Source organism: Mycobacterium sp. NGS61 (assembly GCF_059812325.1).
The window spans coordinates 11,614-29,985 of the sequence record NZ_JCALCL010000014.1 but is presented as its reverse complement, the minus strand read 5'-3'; the positions used below and the strand labels follow the sequence as shown (position 1 = coordinate 29,985).

Genomic DNA, 18,372 nt, shown 5'->3' with positions numbered 1-18,372 from the left:
CTCTACTGTGCTGCCGTGCCGGGCGGAATCTTGAACGGGTCGGCCGCCTGTCCGGACAGGTTGGCCAGCGAGCCCATCAGGAAGTCGGGCGGAGTGAGCACCTCGTCCATGTGCATCATGTTCGGGTCGAGCGCGTAGCTGGTGGTGAAGAACGTCTCCCCCAGCCGGCGCAGGGTCAGGTCGAACGTGGTGAACACGTTGAGGTAGTCACCGCGCACCGCCTGCTTGATGCCGAAGTTCGGGAACGGGAACGTCAGCATGATCTGCAGCGACGTCACGAAGTTCTTGCGGTTGTCGTTGAGCGCCTTGAGCGCCGAATACAGATCCTTGAGGTCGGCGGCGAAGTCGACCTTGGTCTGGGACAGCACGTGCGAGGTGACGTTGGCCAGCCGACGCAGCGAACTGAACGCTTCGACGATGTGGTCGCGATTCTTGTTGAGCACCCGGACCGCTTCGGGCAGCGTGTCCAGCGCCCGGCCCAGATTGTCCTTGTCGCGCGCCAGGATCGCCGAGAACCGGTCCAACCCCTCCATGGCGCCGATGATGTCGTTGACCTGCCGGTTGAGCCCGGACGTCAACTCGGCCAGGCGCGGCACCAGGTCGACGAACTGTCCCTGCCGACCGGCCACCGCCTGATACGTCTCGTCGGTGATCTCTTCCAGCGCACCCACATTGCCCTTGTTGACCACCACGCCCAGCGCCGAGAAGACCTCCTCGGTGGTGGGGAAGCGGCCGGTGTTGGCCTCGATGATGCGCGACCCGTCCCGCAGCTTGTTCGGCGAGGCGGGCTTACCGACCGGCGGGGCGAGTTCGATGTGCAGCGAACCCAGCAGCGACGTCTGGGAGACCCGCGCAATGGCGTTGGCGGGCAACACCACGTTCTTGTCCAGCGCCAGTTTCACTGCGGCATAGAAGGATCCGTCGGCACGTTGCTCGGCGGCGATGCCGGCCACACTGCCGACGGTGACGTCGTCGACCATCACCGGCGAGTTCTGCGGCAGTGTCGCCACATCCTTGAGTTCGACGGTAATGGAGTACGCACCACCGCCGTGGCCCGCGGTCCCGGGCATCGACAGCGAGTTCAGTCCGCCGAAGGAACAGCCGGCGAGCAGCGTGCTACCGAGCGCACAAACACCCGCGCGCAACCAGATTCGCCTCATCTGCCGGCTCCCTGCTCGGCGGGCAGCGGCCCGGCGGGACCGGGCAACGGACCCGGGGCGGGCGCTGTGGCGGGACCCGGCGCCGGGCCGTATCCCGGCGGCGAGGCCGGCCCCGGAGCCGTCGGGACGAACAGGCCCTGCAGGTCGGTGGTATTGCCGGGCGCGGGTTGCTGCCCGGCACCCTTGGCCGGAATCCAGGTCAGCTCCGGAATCGGCATCTGGGCTTTAGCCTGCGTCGCCGGGGTGTCGTAGATCATCTGGCCCTTGTAGGCGGTGATGGTATTGATCGGGTGGAACATGATCGGCGGGTAGTTGACGGTCAGCCGGCGAAGCACCGGTCCCAGCCGCTCGCGGCAGATCTCGGCGCGCCGGTAGTAGTCGGGAGCCGACGGGCCGCCCGCGGTGTCGAAGGAACCACCGCAGATGAACTGCACCGGGTTCATGAAGTTCGGCAGCGAGAGCAGCCCGTTCAGGGTGCCCTGCGCAGGGTCGTAGATGTTGTAGAAGTTGGTGATGCCGGGACCCGCGACGTGCAGCACCTGCTCGATGTTGTCGCTCTGGTCGTTCAGGGTCTGGGTGAAGTCCTTGAGCTGATCGACCGTTTCGATCAGTGTCGAATTGTTCTCCTGCAGGAAACCGCGGACGTCGGTGAGCGCCTGGTTGAGAGTGCCCAGGGTCTGGTCGAGATCGCGGGTACTGTCAGCCAGCACCTGCGACACCGACGCCACATGGCCGGCGAATTGCACGATCTGCTCGTTGCTCTGCGAGAGCGCGTCGACCAGGATCTGCAGGTTCTTGACGGTGCCGAAGATGTCGCTGCGCGAATCCCCCAGGCGCCCGGCCACCTGTGCGAGCTCGAGCAGCGCGCTGTGGAACGACTGCCCGTTGCCGTCGAGGGTGTTGGCCGCCTGGTTGATCGCCGCGCCCAGCGGGCCCTGCATTTCGCCCGCCGCCGGGCTGAGCGACACCGACAGGTCGGTCAGCGACTTCTTCACCTCATCCCACTCCACCGGGACCCCGGTGCGCGACAAGTCGATGCTCGCGCCGTCGGGCAGCACCGCGCCGCCGGTGTAGGCCGGGGTGAGCTGGATGAACCGCGCCGCCACCAGGTTCGGCGACATGATCAGGGCCTTGGCGTCCTTGGGGATCTTGACGTCGTCGCCGACGGTCATCGTGATCAGCACGTCGGAGGCCCGCGGCTCGATCGACTCGATCTCGCCGACCGGAACGCCCAGGATGCGTACCTGGTCCCCGGGGTAAAGCCCGACGGCGGAGGTGAAGTGGGCGGTCAGCTTGCGCCCACCGCCGCCGGCAGAGAACAGCACGTAGGCGCCGCCCAACAGCGCCGCCACCAGGGCCACGACGGTGACGGTCCGCAGGCCTTTGCTGCCGAATCGCTTCGCGGTGGTCATGGCGACTTCGGCCTGATCGTCCAGCGCTCCTGGATCATGCCGCGCAGGTAGTCGGCGAGGCTGTCGGGCAGCTTGCCCGGCTGGAAGACGAAGTCGAACATCGCCGCGACCAGTGGCGCGGGGATCGCGCCGAAGACGTTGACGTTGAAGCCGGGTCCGGAGCCCACCACCTCCCCCAGCGTGGTGGCGTAGGTGGGCAGTCGTTTGAGGGCCTCGGTGATGTAGTCCCGCCGCTCGTTGAGGTTGGCCATCACATCGTTGATCTTGGACAACGCCGGGCCGAACTCCCTGCGGTTGTCGTTGACGAAGCCGGAGAGCTGCGCGGAAACGCCCTGGATACCGGAGATCAGCGAACCCAGCGCGGCACGGCGTTCGTCGAGGGCCGCGAACAGTTGGTTGCCGTCGTCGACCAGCTGCCTGACCTGCCCGGCGCGATCGGACAGCACCGCGGTCACCGACTTGGCGTGGGTGAGCAAACCTTGCAGCGCCTCGTCGCGGGAATTCAGCGTGCGGGACAGCGTGGTGACGCCGTCCAGAGCGCCGCGCAGGCCCGGCGTCGCGTCGTGCAGGGTGTTCGTCAGCACCTGCAACGCGTGCTCGAACTGCGGCTTGTTCAGATTGGTGGCGTTCTGGCCGAGATCCTCCAGCGCGCCGGCCAACGTGTAGGGCGTGGTGGTGCGGCTCAGCGGGATGACCGTCGCGTGGCCGCGGCCGCCCGGGCTCACCGAGATCGACCGCTCACCGAGGATGGTGTCGGTGCGGATGGCGGCCAGCGACTGGTCGCCGACTTCGACGTGCCGGTCCACGGTGAAGGTGACCTTGGCGGTGTCCCCGGCCAGGCTGACGTCGGAGACCTTGCCCACCTTGACGCCCGAAACCAGCACATTGTTGCCTGAGGTGATACCGGCCGCGTCGCTGAAATAAGCGGCGTAGGTCTTGCCTTGCGGCCAGAAGGGCAACCCGGCGTAGCCGAAGGCGATCAGGACGACGCAGATCACCACCGTGAGGCCGATGACGCCGGTACGCAGCGGATCACGGTCACGTTGGCTGCTCGGCTTGCTACTTGGCAAAGGCGCACCTCCCCTTGCTCGAATCGACCTGGCCGCCCAGGCCGAGCCGGATGTCCGAACCGGCCGGCCCGTTGATCTTGATGGTGACCGAGCAGAAATAGATGTTGAAGAACGAACCGTACGTGCCGAGTGCGGCCAGCCGCAGGTAGTCCTCGCCCAATTGCTCGATGTCGTTGTTGATTTCGGCTTTGCGGGTGTCCAACTCGGTGGCGAACGGCCGGGCGTTTTCCAGTACGCCCTGCAGCGGCCGGCGCGAATTCCGCAGCAGGTCGGTCAAATCCGTCACCGTCGACGACAACGGCGGGATCGCACCGGCTATCGGGTCCCGGTTCTTGGCGAGTCCGTCGATCAGCTGCTGCAGTTGGTCGACGCTGGTCGAGAACTGGGCGCTGCGCTGGTCGATGGTGCCCAGCACGGTGTTCAGGTTGGTGATCACGTCGCCGATCAGCTGGTCGCGCTTGCCCAGCGTCGAAGAGAAGGCACTGGTGTCGGCGAGCACGCTGGACAATGCTCCGCCCTGCCCCTGCAGCAGTTCGATGACCGCGCCGCTGATCGCGTTGATCTTGTCCGCGTCCAACCCTTTGAGCACCGGCTTGAGTCCGCCGAGCAGTGCGTCGAGATCCAGGGCGGGCTGGGTGTGCGCAGAGTTGATGGTTCCGCCGGCCGGTAGCTTGCGCAGCTCGCCGGGCCCGGAGGTGATCTCCAAGAACCTGTCGCCGACCAGGTTCTCGTACCGGATCACCGCACGGCTGGACGAGTACAGCGTGTAGCGCGAGTCGACGCCGAACTCCACGTCGACGGTGTTGTCGCGGTTGAGTTTGACCCCCGAGACCGCGCCGACCGGAACACCGGCGATGCGGACCTTCTGACCACCCTTGAGCTTCGACGCGTCGATGAAGGTGGCGTGATACGTGCTCTCCGAACCGAACCGGAAGTCACCGAACACCACCACCAGCGCCGCACTGACCAGCAACATGACCACCGTGAAGATGCTGACCTTGATCACCATCGACCGGTGCGACGGCATTGCCCCGCTGGCCATCAGAAGTCGTCCCGTTCCGCGAAGGCGCCGTGGAAGAGGAACTGCAGCGTAGAGGGCGCGTCGAACTGGAACTCGGTGTAGGGCTCGTAGGGGATCAGCGCGTTGTCGGTGACCAGGAACGGCGCCCGGTAGAACGAGCCGCCGGTCTGTTTGGTCGGGATGTTGGGCAGGCCGCGGCAGTTCGGGCCGCCGGAGGCGTTCACCAGCGGCAGGCTCTCCGGGTACGTGTAAGCGGGGGCGCCGATCACGAAGCTCGACGAGGTGAACAGGCCCGCCTTACGCACCCCGATCAGCGGTGCGAATTCCTTGATGCCGCGGTCGATTCCGGCCAGCAGGCAGCCGAACTCCGGCGAGTAGTCGGCGGCCACTTTGAGCGGGGCGCGCAGCCGGTTGACCGTGTCGATCAGGTTCTGTTCGGCCGGGGCCAGCGTGTCGTAGCCGTTGTTGGCCAGCCCGATCGTGGCCAGCAACGTGGTGTTGAGGTTTTGCTGCTGATCCACCACGGTCCGGTTGATCGTCGGCAGGTTGCCGACGACGGTGTCCAGGTCGGGTGCCGCGTCACCGTAGTAGCCCAGCGCGACGGACGCCTGGCGGAAATCCTCCTGCAATGCGGGCAGTTTCGGATTCGCTTGGCGGGTGAGGGTGTTGAGCCCGGTGAGCAATGCCCCGAAGTCATCGCCGTGGCCGCGCAGGCCCTCGGAGAGCGCGCTCAACGTTCCGTTCAACTCGATCGGGTCGACCTTGCGCAGCAGGTTGAGCAGCGATTGGAACAGCGTGTTGACTTCCAGCTGCACCGCCGAGGCCTCCACCTGCGCACCGTTGCGCAACGGGGGCCCGGCTTTGTCGCCGGCGGGCGGAATGAATTCCACCGACTTCGCGCCGAAGATCGTGTTGCCGGCGATCTGCACCGTCGAGTTGGACGGAATGTAGTGCATGTCGTCGCTGTAGATGGCCAGCTTCAACCGCGCCTGCTCACCGCTGTAGGTGATGTCCTCGACCTTGCCGATCTGGATCCCGCGGAACTTGACCTTGGCCCCGGGCTCCATCACCAGCCCGGCCCGCTTGGACGAGACGGTGACCGTGTCGGTGGAGGTGAAGGCGGCTGAATAGGACAGATAGGTCAACACCGCCGAGGCCACCAGCAACCCGCCCAGCACCGCTGCGGCCACCCGGCCGGCTGTGCGTCGCGATCCAGTGTCTGACATGCCCGTTACCCCGACAGATTGAAGTTGCCGGACGCACCGTACACGGCGAGTGAGATGAACAGGGTGATCACCACGACGACGATCAGCGAGGTACGCACCGCCTGCCCGACGGCGATGCCGACGCCGACCGATCCGCCGCTGGCGTTGTACCCGTAATAGGTGTGCACCAGCATCACCGCGATCGACATCACGATCGCCTGCAGGAACGACCACAGCAGGTCGGACGGGATCAGGAAGGTATTGAAGTAGTGGTCGTACAGGCCGGCGGACTGGCCGTTGACGAACACCGTGGTGAACCGGGCCGCGAAGAACGCGGCCAGCACCGACAACGAGTACAGCGGGACGATCGCGACCAGACCGGCGATCAGCCGGGTGGACACCAGGTAGGACACCGAGTGCACCGCCATGCACTCGACGGCGTCGATCTCCTCGGACACCCGCATGGCACCGAGTTGAGCCGTCGCCCCGGCACCGATGGTGGCCGCCAGCGCGATTCCGGCGATGACCGGCGCGACGACGCGCACGTTGAGGAAGGCCGAGAGGAACCCGGTGAGCGCCTCGATGCCGATGTTGCCCAGCGATGAATAACCCTGCACCGCGATCACCCCGCCGGAGGCCAGGGTGAGGAAGGCCGCGACGCCGACCGTGCCGCCGATCATCACCAGTGCGCCCGCCCCCAGCGTCATCTCGGCGACCAGGCGGATGGTCTCCTTGCGGTAGCGGGTGAGCGCGTTGGGCACGTAGCGGAAGGTTTCGCCGTAGAACAACGCCTGCTCGCCGAAGTTGTCGACCGGTTCGGCGAACCTCGAGAAGAAATTGCGCAGGCGAAAGGTGACGTCGTAGCTCATCGCATACTCACCATCGCTCGCCTGACCCCCACCGTTACCTCGTCCCTATTTCGCTGAGATTCGGACACCGATGGCCGTCATGACCACGTTGATGACGAACAGGCAGATGAATGCGTAGACGACGGTTTCGTTGACGGCGTTGCCGACGCCCTTGGGGCCGCCTTTGACGGTCAGGCCGCGATAGCACCCGACCAACCCGGCCATCACGCCGAACAGCAACGCTTTGACTTCGGCCAGGATCAATTCGCGCAGGCCGGTCAGCACGGTCAGTCCATTGATGAACGCGCCCGGATTGACCCCCTGCAGGAAGACGGAGAAGGCATAGCCGCCGGACAGCCCGATGATGCACACCAGGCCGTTGAGCAGCAGCGCAACCAGCGTCGAGGCCAACACCCGGGGAACCACGAGGCGCTGGATCGGGTCGATGCCGAGCACCCGCATCGCGTCGATCTCTTCGCGGATGGTGCGTGCGCCCAGGTCCGCGCAGATCGCGGTGGCGCCGGCACCCGCCACCACCAGCACCGTGACGACCGGTCCCAGCTGGGTGATGGTGCCGAAAGCCGTTCCGGCACCGGACAAGTCGGCGGCGCCGATCTCACGCAACAGAATGTTCAGGGTGAAGGCGACCAGCACGGTGAACGGGATGGACACCAGCAACGTCGGCACCAGGGAGACGCGCGCGACCATCCAGGTCTGATCCAGGAACTCCCGAAACTGAAACGGCCGCCGGAAGGCGGCCCGTGCGGTCTCTATCGACATCTCGAAAAAGCCACCGACGGCCCGGGCTGGTACGGCAATTCGCTGCAACAAAAACGGGTCCCCCAATCTGCGGCTCGCGGCGACATTTTCTTGACCGGAACACACCGTTGGATGACTCGTTGCCTGGTGTGAGCGGGCTCATACTAACTAGAACAAGTTCCGAGTGTCGATTAACCCCCAAATATTTTGCGGCGAAGATGCACAGCTGGTACTCCACCTCCATCAGCGAAAACGCGTGATTTCGACGTCTGGCTACGGCCCGTCACGCGGTTGCCGGGAGATGACCGGTGGTCAGTCCATCAGCGCGGTGGCGGCGAAGTTGAGTTCCGGGTCACGACCGGAGAAGTAGCCCTGCATCGCGGCACTGAGTTCGGCGGGATCCCAGGCGTCGGCCCCGGCGTCGAACTGGTGCTCGACGGTCGGGGCGGCGACCAGCGTCACCCGCGGGCCGTAGACGATGAAGACCTGGCCGTTGACTTCGGCGGCCGCCGGCGACGACAGGAACCCGACCAGGGTCACCACGTGGTCGGGTGAGAGAGGGTCGACCTCGCCGTCGTCGGGCGCCGCGCCGAACACGTCGGCCGTCATCGCGGTGCGAGCGCGGGGGGCGATCGCGTTGGCGCACACCCCGTAGCGGCCCAGCGCGCGCGCCGCGCTCAACGTCAGCGCGATGATGCCCGCCTTGGCGGCGCCGTAGTTGGCCTGCCCGACCGGTCCGACCAGGCCCGCCTCGGAGGAGGTGTTGACGATCCGGCCGTAGACCGAGCCGCCCGCTTCCTTGGCCTTGGCCCGCCAGTAGGTGGCCGCGTTGCGGGTGAGCAGGAAGTGGCCGCGCAGGTGCACGGCGATGACCTGGTCCCAATCCTCGTCGGTCATGTTGAACAGCATCCGGTCGCGGGTGATGCCGGCGTTGTTGACGACGATGTCGAGCCCGCCCAGTCCGTCTGCGGTGGTGACGAGTTCGTCGGCGGTCGAGCGCGCACTGACGTCACCGGCTACGGCCACCGCCTTGGATCCGGCGGTGCCGATCTCGTCGAGGACGTCGGAGGCATCCAGGGCGGCGGCGATGTCGTTGACGACGACGGTGGCGCCCAACCGAGCCAAACCTATCGCCTCGGCGCGGCCCAGGCCGGCGGCGGCACCGGTGACCACCGCGACCTTTCCGGAGAGATCGGTCGCATTCGTGCTGCTACTCAATTTATGAATACCTCTAGTCTTCTCGTACCAGGGCGGCGCGCGGACATTCGGCGATCGACTGCTCGGCCAGATCCTCCTGGCCGTCGGGGATGGGATCGGTCTTCACCACGGCGTAGTCCTCGTCGTCCAGGTCGAAGATGTCCGGTGCTATCCCTAAGCACACGGCATTACCTTCGCACCGGTCACGGTCAACTTTCACTCGCACGGCATCCTCCTTGAACCTGGGCTGGGAGTTAGGGAATACGCGTAAATCCGAACTCGGTCTTCATCTTGCACCACCATAAGGCCCCGGCACATCTGCAGAAAGGTCGCTGGATTCCCAGACTAGAACGTGTTACAACCGGGATGACGGATGGGTATCCGCTGGTGTCGAAGACGGCGGCTGCACTGAGACTTTCTTTGGGCACGGTCGCTCGATCGGAGGCAGCGGGAATGCAGATCAGTTACACCCCTGAACAGGAGGAGCTGCGTCGCGAGCTGCGCTCGTACTTCGCTGGGCTGATGACCCCGGAGCGCCGCGAGGCACTGAGTTCGGTGCAGGGCGAATACGGCACCGGCAATGTGTACCGCGAGACCGTGGCGCAGATGGGCAAGGACGGCTGGCTCACGCTGAACTGGCCCAGGGAGTACGGCGGTCAGGACCGCGCGCCGATGGACTCGTTGATCTTCACCGACGAAGCCGCCATCGCGGGTGCCCCGGTGCCGTTCCTGACGATCAACAGCGTGGCGCCGACGATCATGGCGTTCGGCACCGACGAGCAGAAGAAATTCTTCCTGCCCAAGATCGCCGCCGGTGAGCTGCACTTCTCGATCGGCTACTCCGAGCCCGGCGCCGGCACCGACCTGGCCAACCTGCGCACCACCGCGGTGCGCGACGGCGACGACTACGTGATCAACGGTCAAAAGATGTGGACCAGCCTGATCGCCTACGCGGACTGGGTCTGGCTTGCGGTGCGCACCAATCCCGAAGCCAAGAAGCACCGCGGCATCTCGATGGTGGTGGTGCCGACCACAGCCGAGGGTTTCTCCTGGACGCCGGTGCACACCATGGCCGGCCCCGACACCAGCGCCACCTACTACACCGACGTGCGGGTGCCGGTGACCAACCTGGTCGGCGAGGAGAACGCCGGCTGGAAGCTGGTGACCAATCAGCTCAATCACGAGCGCGTCGCACTGGTGTCGGCACAACCGATCATCGTGGCCCTGCGCGAGGTTCGTGAATGGGCGCAGAACACCAAGGACGACGGCGGCGCGCGGCTGATCGATTCGGAGTGGGTGCAGATCAACCTGGCCCGGGTGCACGCCAAGGCCGAGGTGCTCAAGCTGATCAACTGGGAGCTGGCCTCGGCCGATGCCGAGTCGCTGAATCCGGCGGACGCGTCGGCGGCCAAGGTGTACGGGACCGAGCTGGCGACCGAGGCCTACCGGCTGCTGATGGAGGTGCTGGGCACCGGGGCCACCCTGCGTCAGGACTCCCCCGGAGCGCTGCTGCGGGGCCGAGTCGAGCGCATGCACCGGGCCTGCCTGATCCTGACCTTCGGCGGCGGCACCAACGAAGTCCAGCGCGACATCATCGGCATGGTCGCTCTCGGCCTGCCCCGGGCCAACCGCTGAATCCTCTGACAGGACGGACCTTTTCATGGATTTCTCGACGACCGAAGCGGCCCAGGACCTCGGAGGCCTGGTCGACAGCATTGTGGACGCGGTGTGCACGCCGGCACGTCAGCGGGAACTCGACGGCCTCGAGCAACGCTTCGACCGCGAGCTGTGGCGCAAGCTGATCGACAGCGACATTCTGACCAGCGCGGCCGCCACCCAGGTGGGTGGCGACGGGTTCGGGGTGCTCGAGCAGGTCGCGATCCTGGTCGCGCTCGGACACCAGCTGGCCGCCGTGCCATACCTGGACTCGATCGTGCTGGCGTCCGGTGCGCTGGCCCGCTTCGGTTCCGAGGAGCTGCAGCGCAGTTGGGGCGCTGCCGCGGTGCGCGGCGAGAAGATCCTGACGGTGGCGCTGGCCGGTGAGATGGGCGAGGGACCGGTGCGCGCCGCCGGGTCCGGCGAGGGGTACCGATTGACCGGCACCCGCACCCAGGTCGGTTTCGCGCCGGTCGCCGACGCCTTCCTGGTGCCCGCCGAAACCGATTCCGGCACAGCGGTATTCCTGGTTGCCGCGGATGATCCGGGGGTGACGGTGACACCGTTGCAGACCACGGGCCTGGGCAGCGTCGGGCAGCTGTCCCTGGACGGCACCGAGGTGCCGGCGGACCGCAAAGTGGGCGACGGTGTCGTGGTGGCCTGGTTGCGCACCATCGCGGCCCTGGGCCGCAGCGCCTACCAGCTCGGGGTGCTGGAGCGCGGCCTGCAGCTGACGGCCGAATACGCCCGGACCCGAGAGCAGTTCGACCGCCCGATCGGCAGCTTCCAGGCTGTCGGTCAGCGCCTGGCCGACGGTTACATCGACGTCAAGGGACTGCGACTGACGTTGACCCAGGCCGCGTGGAAGGTGGCCGAGGACATTCCGGCCGAGATCGACGTGGCGTCCGCCGCGTTCTGGGCCGCCGACGCCGGACACCGGGTGGCGCACACCATCGTGCACGTGCACGGCGGTGTCGGGGTGGACACCGACCACCCCGTCCATCGTTACTTCCTGGCCGCCAAGGAGGCCGAGTTCGCGCTGGGTGGGGCGACCGGGCAGCTGCGTCTGATCGGCCGTGAGCTGGCGGAGACGCCGGCCTAGTGCCGTGAGCGATCCCACCGTCACCGACCTGCTGGTGCCGCTGACCGAGATCGGCGACCGCGGCGTCTACTTCGAGGATTCCTTCACCAGTTGGCGCGATCACCTGCGGCACGGCGCGGCGATCGCGGCCGCGGTGCGGGCCCGGCTGGATCCGGCCCGGCCGCCGCACGTCGGTGTGCTGCTGCAGAACACCCCGTTCTTCTCCGCGATGCTGGTGGCCGCGGGGATGTCGGGCATCGTCCCGGTGGGACTGAACCCGGTACGCCGCGGTGCCGCACTGGCCCGCGACATCGACCACGCCGACTGTCAGCTGGTGCTGGCCGACTCCGGATCGGCGCACACCCTCGACGACATCGATTACGTCGACGTCGACTCCGATTCGTGGGCCGCCGAGCTGGCCGCACACCGGGACGCCCAGTCTGATTTCCAATCTGCTTGTCCCACAGACCTTTTCATGCTGATCTTCACCTCGGGAACCAGCGGCGAGCCAAAGGCGGTGAAGTGCAGCCACGGCAAGGTGGCGGTTGCCGGTTCGACGATGGCGCAGCGCTTCGGCCTGGGCCGCGACGACGTCTGCTACGTGTCGATGCCGTTGTTCCACTCCAACGCGGTGCTGGTCGGCTGGGCGGTGGCCGCGGCCTGCCGGGGCTCGCTGGCGTTGCGGCGCAAGTTCTCCGCGTCGCAGTTCCTGCCGGACGTCCGCCGCTACGGCGCGACCTACGCCAACTATGTGGGCAAGCCCCTGTCCTACGTGCTCGCCACGCCCGAGCAACCCGACGACGCCGACAATCCGTTGCGGGCGGTGTACGGCAACGAGGGTGTCCCCTCCGACATCGACCGCTTCGCCGCCCGGTTCGGTTGCCGGGTGCAGGACGGGTTCGGTTCCACCGAGGGTGGCGTGGCGATCGCCCGGACACCCGACACCCCCGCCGGATCGCTGGGCCCGCTGCCGGCCGGTATCGAGATCGTCGATCCCGAGACCGGCGAGCCGTGCCCGCCGGGCGTGGTCGGCGAGGTGGTCAACACCGCCGGGCCGGGACGCTTCGAGGGCTACTACAACGACGCGGCCGCCGAGGCCGAACGGATGGCCGGCGGCATCTACCACAGCGGCGACCTCGCCTACCGTGACGAGGCCGGCTACGCCTACTTCGCCGGCCGACTCGGCGACTGGATGCGGGTGGACGGCGAAAACCTGGGCACCGCGCCGATCGAACGGGTCCTGCTGCGACACCCGCAGGTACGCGAAGCCGCGGTGTACCCGGTGCCCGATCCGGTGGTCGGCGACCGGGTGATGGCCGCGCTGGTGCTGGTCGACGGTGCACAGTTCGACACGGCCGCGTTCCGCGCCTTCCTGGCCGACCAACCCGACCTCGGACCCAAGCAGTGGCCGTCGTACGTGCGGATCAGCGCCGGGTTGCCGGGCACGGTCACCTTCAAGGTGCTCAAACGACAGCTCTCGGCCGAGGGCGTCGACTGCGGCGATCCGGTCTTCCCGATCCGTCACTGAGCTCCGGTGCCATGGCGCGGGCACCTGAGCTCGGCGGCTTGACCCGCACCCGGCAGTCGCACCGCAATGGCCTGGCCGGCCGGCCGCTGGCTGGGTTTACTGAAACAGAGTAGTGATGCGGTGCGAAATAACTTTCGACAATTCGGCTTCGTTGAGCATCTGCTCCAAATCCACTGGAACTTCAAATGTTCCGAACTTCATCCTTTTTGGGCAGGCGCGTAATACCATCCCCCGCGTAAATGTGTGCGCCGTATCCAGGCGTTGCTGGCGGCGCGTCGAGTCAAGGGGAACCGCCGCATGCCATTCGTCTCCATTGCGCCGGACATGGTGGCTGCGGCTGCCGGCGAACTGACCAAGGTCGGGTCCACGCTCGAAGCCGCCAACCTGGCGGCCGCGTCGTCCACCACGCAGATCCTGGCCGCGGCCACCGACGAGGTGTCCACCCGCATCGCAGCGCTGTTCGGCGCTTACGGCCGGGACTACCTGGCGATCAGCGACCAGTTGGGTGCCTTTCACGCACAATTCGTCGCTGCGCTCAGCGCCGGCTCCGGGAGCTATGCGACGGCCGAGACGTTCAACGCCGAGCAAGCCGTGTGGGCAGTCATCAACTCACCGACCCAAACCCTGCTGGGACGGTCGTTGATCGGCAACGGCGCCAACGCCACAACGCCGGGTGGGTCCGGCGGCGCCGGTGGGATCCTCTACGGCAACGGTGGCAACGGCGCGGCCGGGGCCGCCGGGCAGGCCGGCGGCGCCGGGGGCGCGGCGGGACTCTGGGGCAACGGCGGGGTCGGGGGTGCCGGCGGAGCGGGCGGCGCGACCGGTGGCGCCGGCGGCGCGGCCGGGCTGCTGTTCGGTGTGGGCGGCGCGGGTGGCCTCGGGGGCAGCGGGGGTGGCACCGGCGGAGCGGGCGGCAGCGGCGGCTGGATCTGGGGTGGCGGTGGCACCGGCGGCACCGGCGGGTTCGGCGGCGGCACCGGCGGGGCGGGTGGCCGCGCCGAGTTGCTGTGGGGTGCCGGTGGAGCCGGCGGCGACGGTGGTGCCGGCACCGATGCGACCGGCAGCGGCAGCGGTGGCGCCGGTGGCACCGGCGGTGCCGGCGGCGCCGGTGGCCTGTTCGCCGGCGGTGGGGCCGGCGGCAACGGCGGCAGCGGTGGGGCCGGCGGTGCGGGCAGCACGGGTGCGGCGGTCGGGAACAGCGGTGGCACCGGCGGCGCCGGCGGCAGCGGGGGCGCCGGTGGCCAGGGTGCGCTGTTCCTCGGCGCGGGTGGCCACGGCGGTCTCGGCGGTTCCGGTGGTATCGGAGGGCACGGCGGTGACGGGGGCGCCGGCAGTGTGGCCGGTCTCGGCGGGATCGGCGGCACCGGCGGGACCGGCGGGACCGGCGGAAACGCCGGCCAGGGCGGGGCCGGTGGTGCCGGCCAGTTGTTCAGTGCCTCGGGTGCAGCAGGTGCCGCCGGTGTCGGTGGTCTGGGTGGCGAGGGCGGCAACGGCGGCGACGGCAGCACCGGCGCGTCCGCGGTTGCGGGCACCGGCGCCAACGGTGTCGCGGGCTTTGCCGGTGGTGCGGGTGGCGCCGGCGGTGTGGGCGGCGATTCCGGCCCGGGCGGCGTCAATGGTTCCGGCGGCAAGGGCGGTACCGGTGGTACCGGCGGCACGGGGGGCAAGGGCGCGGCCAGCTTGACCACGATCGGTGGCGATGGTGGCACCGGTGGTGACGGTGGTGATGCAGGTGCAGGCGGTAACGCCGGATCCGGCGGCACGGGTGGCACCGTCGGCAACGACGGCACCGGCGGCAAGGGCGGTCGGGGTGGTGACGGCGGTGCCGGCGCCGCAGGCCTCGGCGCCAGTCAGGGCGGCTTCACCGGCGGCGAAGGTGGACAGGGCGGGGACGGCGGCGCGGCGGGCGCGGGCGGTGTCAACGGCGCCGGCGGAGAAGGCGGTCGCGGCGGAGGAGGCGGTGCTGGGAAGGCTGCCCCCAACGGGTTCGGCGGCACCGGCGGCCAAGGGGGCGACGGCGGTGACGGAGGCGATGGCGGGAACGCGGGTGACGGCACCGGCGCGGCCGCACGCGGGGGCGCGGCAGGTGCCGGCGGCGACGCCGGCGAAGGTGGCCGCGGTGGTAACGGCAGCCTCAACCAGGGTGGCGGCCAGGGTGGCGCGGGCGGCCGCGGCGGACAGGGTGGCACCGGTGGCCTGGATACCGGCTCTGCCAGCAGCGCCGTCAGCGGAACCGGCGGCACCGGCGGACAGGGCGGAGACGGTGGGACCGGCGGGACCGGCACCATCGGCACCGCGGGCTCGGGCGGCGTCGGTGGCGAGGGTGGCGACGCCGGCGCGGGCGGTGCGGCCAACGTCGGCGGCATCGAGGGCAAAGCAGGGACCGGCGGCAAAGGCGGCGGCGGCGGTAACGGTGGCGTCGGAGTCGGCGGCAGCGGTGCCGGTCAGGCCGGCTACCAGGGCGGAGAGGGCGGCCGGGGTGGCGACGGCGGTGCTGCGGGTGCCGGTGGCACCAATGGAGTTGGCGGCACCGGCGGCACCGGCGGTAATGGCGGTGCCGGGAAGGCCGCAGCCGCCGGCTTCGGCGGACAGGGCGGCGAAGGCGGCGACGGCGGTGCCGGCGGCGACGGTGGCGACGGTGGCGACGGAGTGGGTGCAGGGGCGGTCGGCGGCGCGGCCGGCACCGGCGGCAACGGTGGCGGTGGCGGCCGCGGTGGTAACGGCAGCCTCAACCAGGGTGGCGGCCAAGGCGGCGACGGCGGCCAGGGCGGTCAGGGCGGCCGGGGCGGCCTCGACACCGGTGCCCTCAGCAGCACCGGCAGCGGAACCGGTGGGAACGGCGGTCAAGGCGGCGAGGGCGGTACCGGCGGCACCGGCACCCTCGACACCGCGGGGTTGGGTGGAACCGGCGGTAACGGCGGTGACGCCGGGCAGGGCGGCTTCGCCAATGTCGGCGGTGCCGAAGGCAGCGCCGGGATCGGGGGCAAGGGTGGCGACGGTGGCGATGGTGGAGTCGGTGCTGCGGGCTCTGCTGCGGGCCAGGCGGGCTACGGGGGCGGTGGCGGCGGCCTGGGGGGTAATGGCGGTTATGCCGGCGCAGGCGGTACCAATGGTGCCGGCGGCAGCGGCGGCGACGGCGGCCACGGTGGTGCCGGCAAAGCGGCTGCCAACGGATTCAGCGGTACCGGCGGTCAGGGTGGCAACGGCGGAGAAGGGGGCTACGGCGGAAATGCCGGCTCGGGACTCGGCGCGGTCGCCAGTGGCGGCGCAGCCGGAACCGGCGGCGACGGTGGCGAGGGTGGCCGGGGTGGCAACGGTGCCCCGACTCAATCCGGCGGGTTGGGCGGCAACGGCGGTCAGGGCGGCCGAGGTGGAGTCGGCGGCTTGAACAACCCCGCGTCCGGCAGCCCGACCAGTGTCGCAAGCGGAACCGGCGGTAACGGTGGCCGCGGCGGTGACGGCGGCACGGGTGGGGCCGGCAGCACCACTAACGGGGGTTCGGGTGGTGATGGCGGGTATGGCGGCGACGCAGGCGCGGGCGGCGTCGCCAACCTCGGCGGTACTGAGGGTAACGCCGGCACGGGAGGCAACGGAGGCAGCGGGGGGAAGGGCGGAGAAGGCAACGACGGTCCCAACCTGGGCCAGAGCGGCTTTTACGGCGGGAACGGCGGCCTGGGCGGCAACGGCGGCAACGCCGGCGTCGGCGGCACCAACGGCGACGGCGGCGCCGGTGGCCATGGCGGCGACGGCGGCGACGGCAGAATCGGCGCGGATGGAGTCGTCACTTCGGGCGGCGTCGGAGGGTATGGCGGCAACGGCGGCAATGGTGGCGACGGCGGGAACGCCGGCACCGGCAACGGCGCCAGCGGCAGCGGCGGACTAGGCGGCGAGGGCGGCAACGGTGGTGGCGGCGCCCGGGGCGGAGCCGGAGACGCCTACTCCGAAGGTGGCTTCGGCGGCAACGGCGGCGACGGCGGCCAGGGCGGTCGAGGCGGCCTCAACACCGACGGTGTCAGCAGTGTCAACAGTGGCAACGGCGGCGACGGTGGCCTGGGCGGTACCGGTGGCAAGGGCGGATCGGGGCCCCTGGGTGCCGCCGGGTCCGGTGGCACGGGCGGGACCGGCGGGAATGCGGGAGCGGGCGGGGACGCCAATGTCGGCGGAGCGCAGGGTTACGACGGAACCGCCGGTGACGGCGGCCGCGGCGGCGACGGCGGCAACGGAGCGAACGCAGCCGACGGCAACGGTGACGGCGGCCAGAACGGCGGTACCGGGGGGCGCGGCGGCGACGGCGGCCGGGCCGGTATCGGCGGCGCCAACGGTAACGGCGGCGAGGGCGGGCGCGGCGGTGACGGAGGCGACGGGGGTGACGCGCCGGAGGCCCCGATCGGTGTTCCCGGCGGAAACGGTGGGAGCGGCGGGGAAGGTGGCCAGGGCGGCAATGCCGGTACCGGCGTCGGTGCGGCCGCTCTCGGTGGCGGCGCGGGCACTGGCGGTGACGGTGGCGACGGCGGTCGCGGCAGTAACGGCTTCCCGACCATTCCGGGCGGAGTCGGTGGCGACGGCGGTGGCGGCGGGAATGGCGGCATCGGTGGCCTGAACACCGGCGCGCAGGGTAGCGCGGCCAGCGGTCTCGGTGGCAACGGTGGCAAGGGCGGGGAAGGCGGCCGCGGCGGTGACGCGGGTGCCGGCGTGGCTGCCGCGGGTGGTCGGGGCGGCGAAGGCGGCGACGCCGGTGCCGGCGGGCTGGCCAATACCGGCGGCACCAACGGCAACGCCGGTGTCGGCGGAGAAGGCGGGACCGGAGGTAGAGGCGGCAACGGTCATGACGCCGACGTGGGTGGTCGCGGTGGAGACGGCGGCGGCGGGGGATCGGCCGCGCTGGGCGGCACCAACGGCAACGGTGGGGTAGGCGGTGCAGGCGGGACCGGTGGGATCGGCTTCCCAGGTGCCGATGGCACGGGTGGATCAGCCTCGCCCGGCGGCTACGGCGGCGATGGCGGCGACGGCGGTGACGCCGGCCTGGGCAGCGGGGCGCCCGGCGATGGTGGCGACGCGGGTAAAGGCGGCCTCGGTGGGACCGGTGGCACGGGCGGCTACGGGGCGAATGGGTATGACGGTGGCGACGGGGGCACGGGCGGCCAGGGCGGCCGGGGTGGAAACGGCGGCAACCCCAGCCCGGGCGGCACCGGCGGAAGGGGAGGCCCCGGTGGCACCGGCGGCGAGGGCGGCGAGGGCGGTGGTTCGCAGTACGACCGAGGCGGCGACGGCGGCGACGGCGGCAGAGGGGGCGACGGCGGCAACGGCGTCGGCTCGCCCGGCGGCAACGGTGGCGACGGCGGCGAGGGTGGCGACGGCGGTATCAGCGGTGGCAACATCAACGGCTCGGGCGGGTCGCCCGGCAACCCGGGCCAGGACGGTCAGGTCACCTGAGC

At 69.7% G+C, this 18,372-nt stretch carries 13 protein-coding genes; 4 read left to right on the top strand and 9 right to left on the bottom strand.

What is annotated here, in order from left to right; all coding sequences use genetic code 11:
* Positions 1-2 precede the first annotated feature (2 nt).
* The 9 genes from AC5Y3Z_RS22595 to AC5Y3Z_RS22555 all read right to left on the bottom strand — a co-directional run bounded on the left by AC5Y3Z_RS22595 (position 3) and on the right by AC5Y3Z_RS22555 (position 8,898).
* On the bottom strand, positions 3-1,160 hold the full coding sequence (locus AC5Y3Z_RS22595) for an MCE family protein (RefSeq protein ID WP_463828387.1): 1,158 nt from the start codon (positions 1,158-1,160) through the stop codon (positions 3-5).
* On the bottom strand, positions 1,157-2,572 hold the full coding sequence (locus AC5Y3Z_RS22590; protein ID WP_463828386.1) for a virulence factor Mce family protein: 1,416 nt from the start codon (positions 2,570-2,572) through the stop codon (positions 1,157-1,159). The genes AC5Y3Z_RS22595 and AC5Y3Z_RS22590 overlap by 4 nt, the downstream gene beginning before the upstream one ends.
* A complete protein-coding gene (locus AC5Y3Z_RS22585; RefSeq protein WP_463828385.1) occupies positions 2,569-3,642 on the bottom strand; it encodes a virulence factor Mce family protein in 1,074 nt (357 codons plus the stop codon). Before AC5Y3Z_RS22585 ends, AC5Y3Z_RS22590 begins: the two co-directional genes overlap by 4 nt.
* Positions 3,632-4,684, bottom strand: a complete 1,053-nt coding sequence (locus tag AC5Y3Z_RS22580) for an MCE family protein (RefSeq protein WP_463828384.1) — start codon at positions 4,682-4,684, stop codon at positions 3,632-3,634. The genes AC5Y3Z_RS22585 and AC5Y3Z_RS22580 overlap by 11 nt, the downstream gene beginning before the upstream one ends.
* A complete protein-coding gene (locus tag AC5Y3Z_RS22575) occupies positions 4,684-5,889 on the bottom strand; it encodes an MCE family protein (RefSeq protein WP_473140163.1) in 1,206 nt (401 codons plus the stop codon). The genes AC5Y3Z_RS22580 and AC5Y3Z_RS22575 overlap by 1 nt, the downstream gene beginning before the upstream one ends.
* Positions 5,890-5,894: 5 nt before the next feature.
* Positions 5,895-6,737 (bottom strand): MlaE family ABC transporter permease, encoded by an 843-nt coding sequence (locus AC5Y3Z_RS22570; RefSeq protein WP_463828383.1) that lies wholly within the window; start codon positions 6,735-6,737, stop codon positions 5,895-5,897.
* Between the two features lie 45 nt (positions 6,738-6,782).
* Entirely contained in the window at positions 6,783-7,547 is a 765-nt protein-coding gene (locus tag AC5Y3Z_RS22565; protein ID WP_463828382.1) for an MlaE family ABC transporter permease, read from the bottom strand.
* A gap of 240 nt (positions 7,548-7,787) precedes the next feature.
* Positions 7,788-8,693, bottom strand: a complete 906-nt coding sequence (locus AC5Y3Z_RS22560; protein ID WP_463828381.1) for a 3-oxoacyl-ACP reductase — start codon at positions 8,691-8,693, stop codon at positions 7,788-7,790.
* Between the two features lie 13 nt (positions 8,694-8,706).
* Positions 8,707-8,898 carry a ferredoxin gene (locus AC5Y3Z_RS22555; protein ID WP_463828380.1) on the bottom strand — a complete coding sequence of 64 codons (192 nt, stop codon included), beginning with the start codon at positions 8,896-8,898 and terminating at the stop codon, positions 8,707-8,709.
* A 227-nt stretch (positions 8,899-9,125) separates the two neighbouring features.
* Between AC5Y3Z_RS22555 and AC5Y3Z_RS22550 the strand changes: the two genes are divergently transcribed.
* From AC5Y3Z_RS22550 to AC5Y3Z_RS22535, 4 genes are all read left to right on the top strand, one after another.
* A complete protein-coding gene (locus tag AC5Y3Z_RS22550) occupies positions 9,126-10,307 on the top strand; it encodes an acyl-CoA dehydrogenase (RefSeq protein ID WP_463828379.1) in 1,182 nt (393 codons plus the stop codon).
* Between the two features lie 25 nt (positions 10,308-10,332).
* Positions 10,333-11,430 (top strand): acyl-CoA dehydrogenase family protein, encoded by a 1,098-nt coding sequence (locus AC5Y3Z_RS22545; protein ID WP_473140162.1) that lies wholly within the window; start codon positions 10,333-10,335, stop codon positions 11,428-11,430.
* Positions 11,431-11,434: 4 nt separating this feature from the next.
* Positions 11,435-12,937 carry a long-chain-fatty-acid--CoA ligase FadD17 gene (gene fadD17 / locus AC5Y3Z_RS22540; protein WP_499919076.1) on the top strand — a complete coding sequence of 501 codons (1,503 nt, stop codon included), beginning with the start codon at positions 11,435-11,437 and terminating at the stop codon, positions 12,935-12,937.
* Positions 12,938-13,234: 297 nt separating this feature from the next.
* Positions 13,235-18,370, top strand: coding sequence for a PE family protein (locus AC5Y3Z_RS22535; RefSeq protein ID WP_473140161.1), 5,136 nt, complete (start codon positions 13,235-13,237; stop codon positions 18,368-18,370).
* The last annotated feature ends 2 nt before the right edge of the window (positions 18,371-18,372 follow it).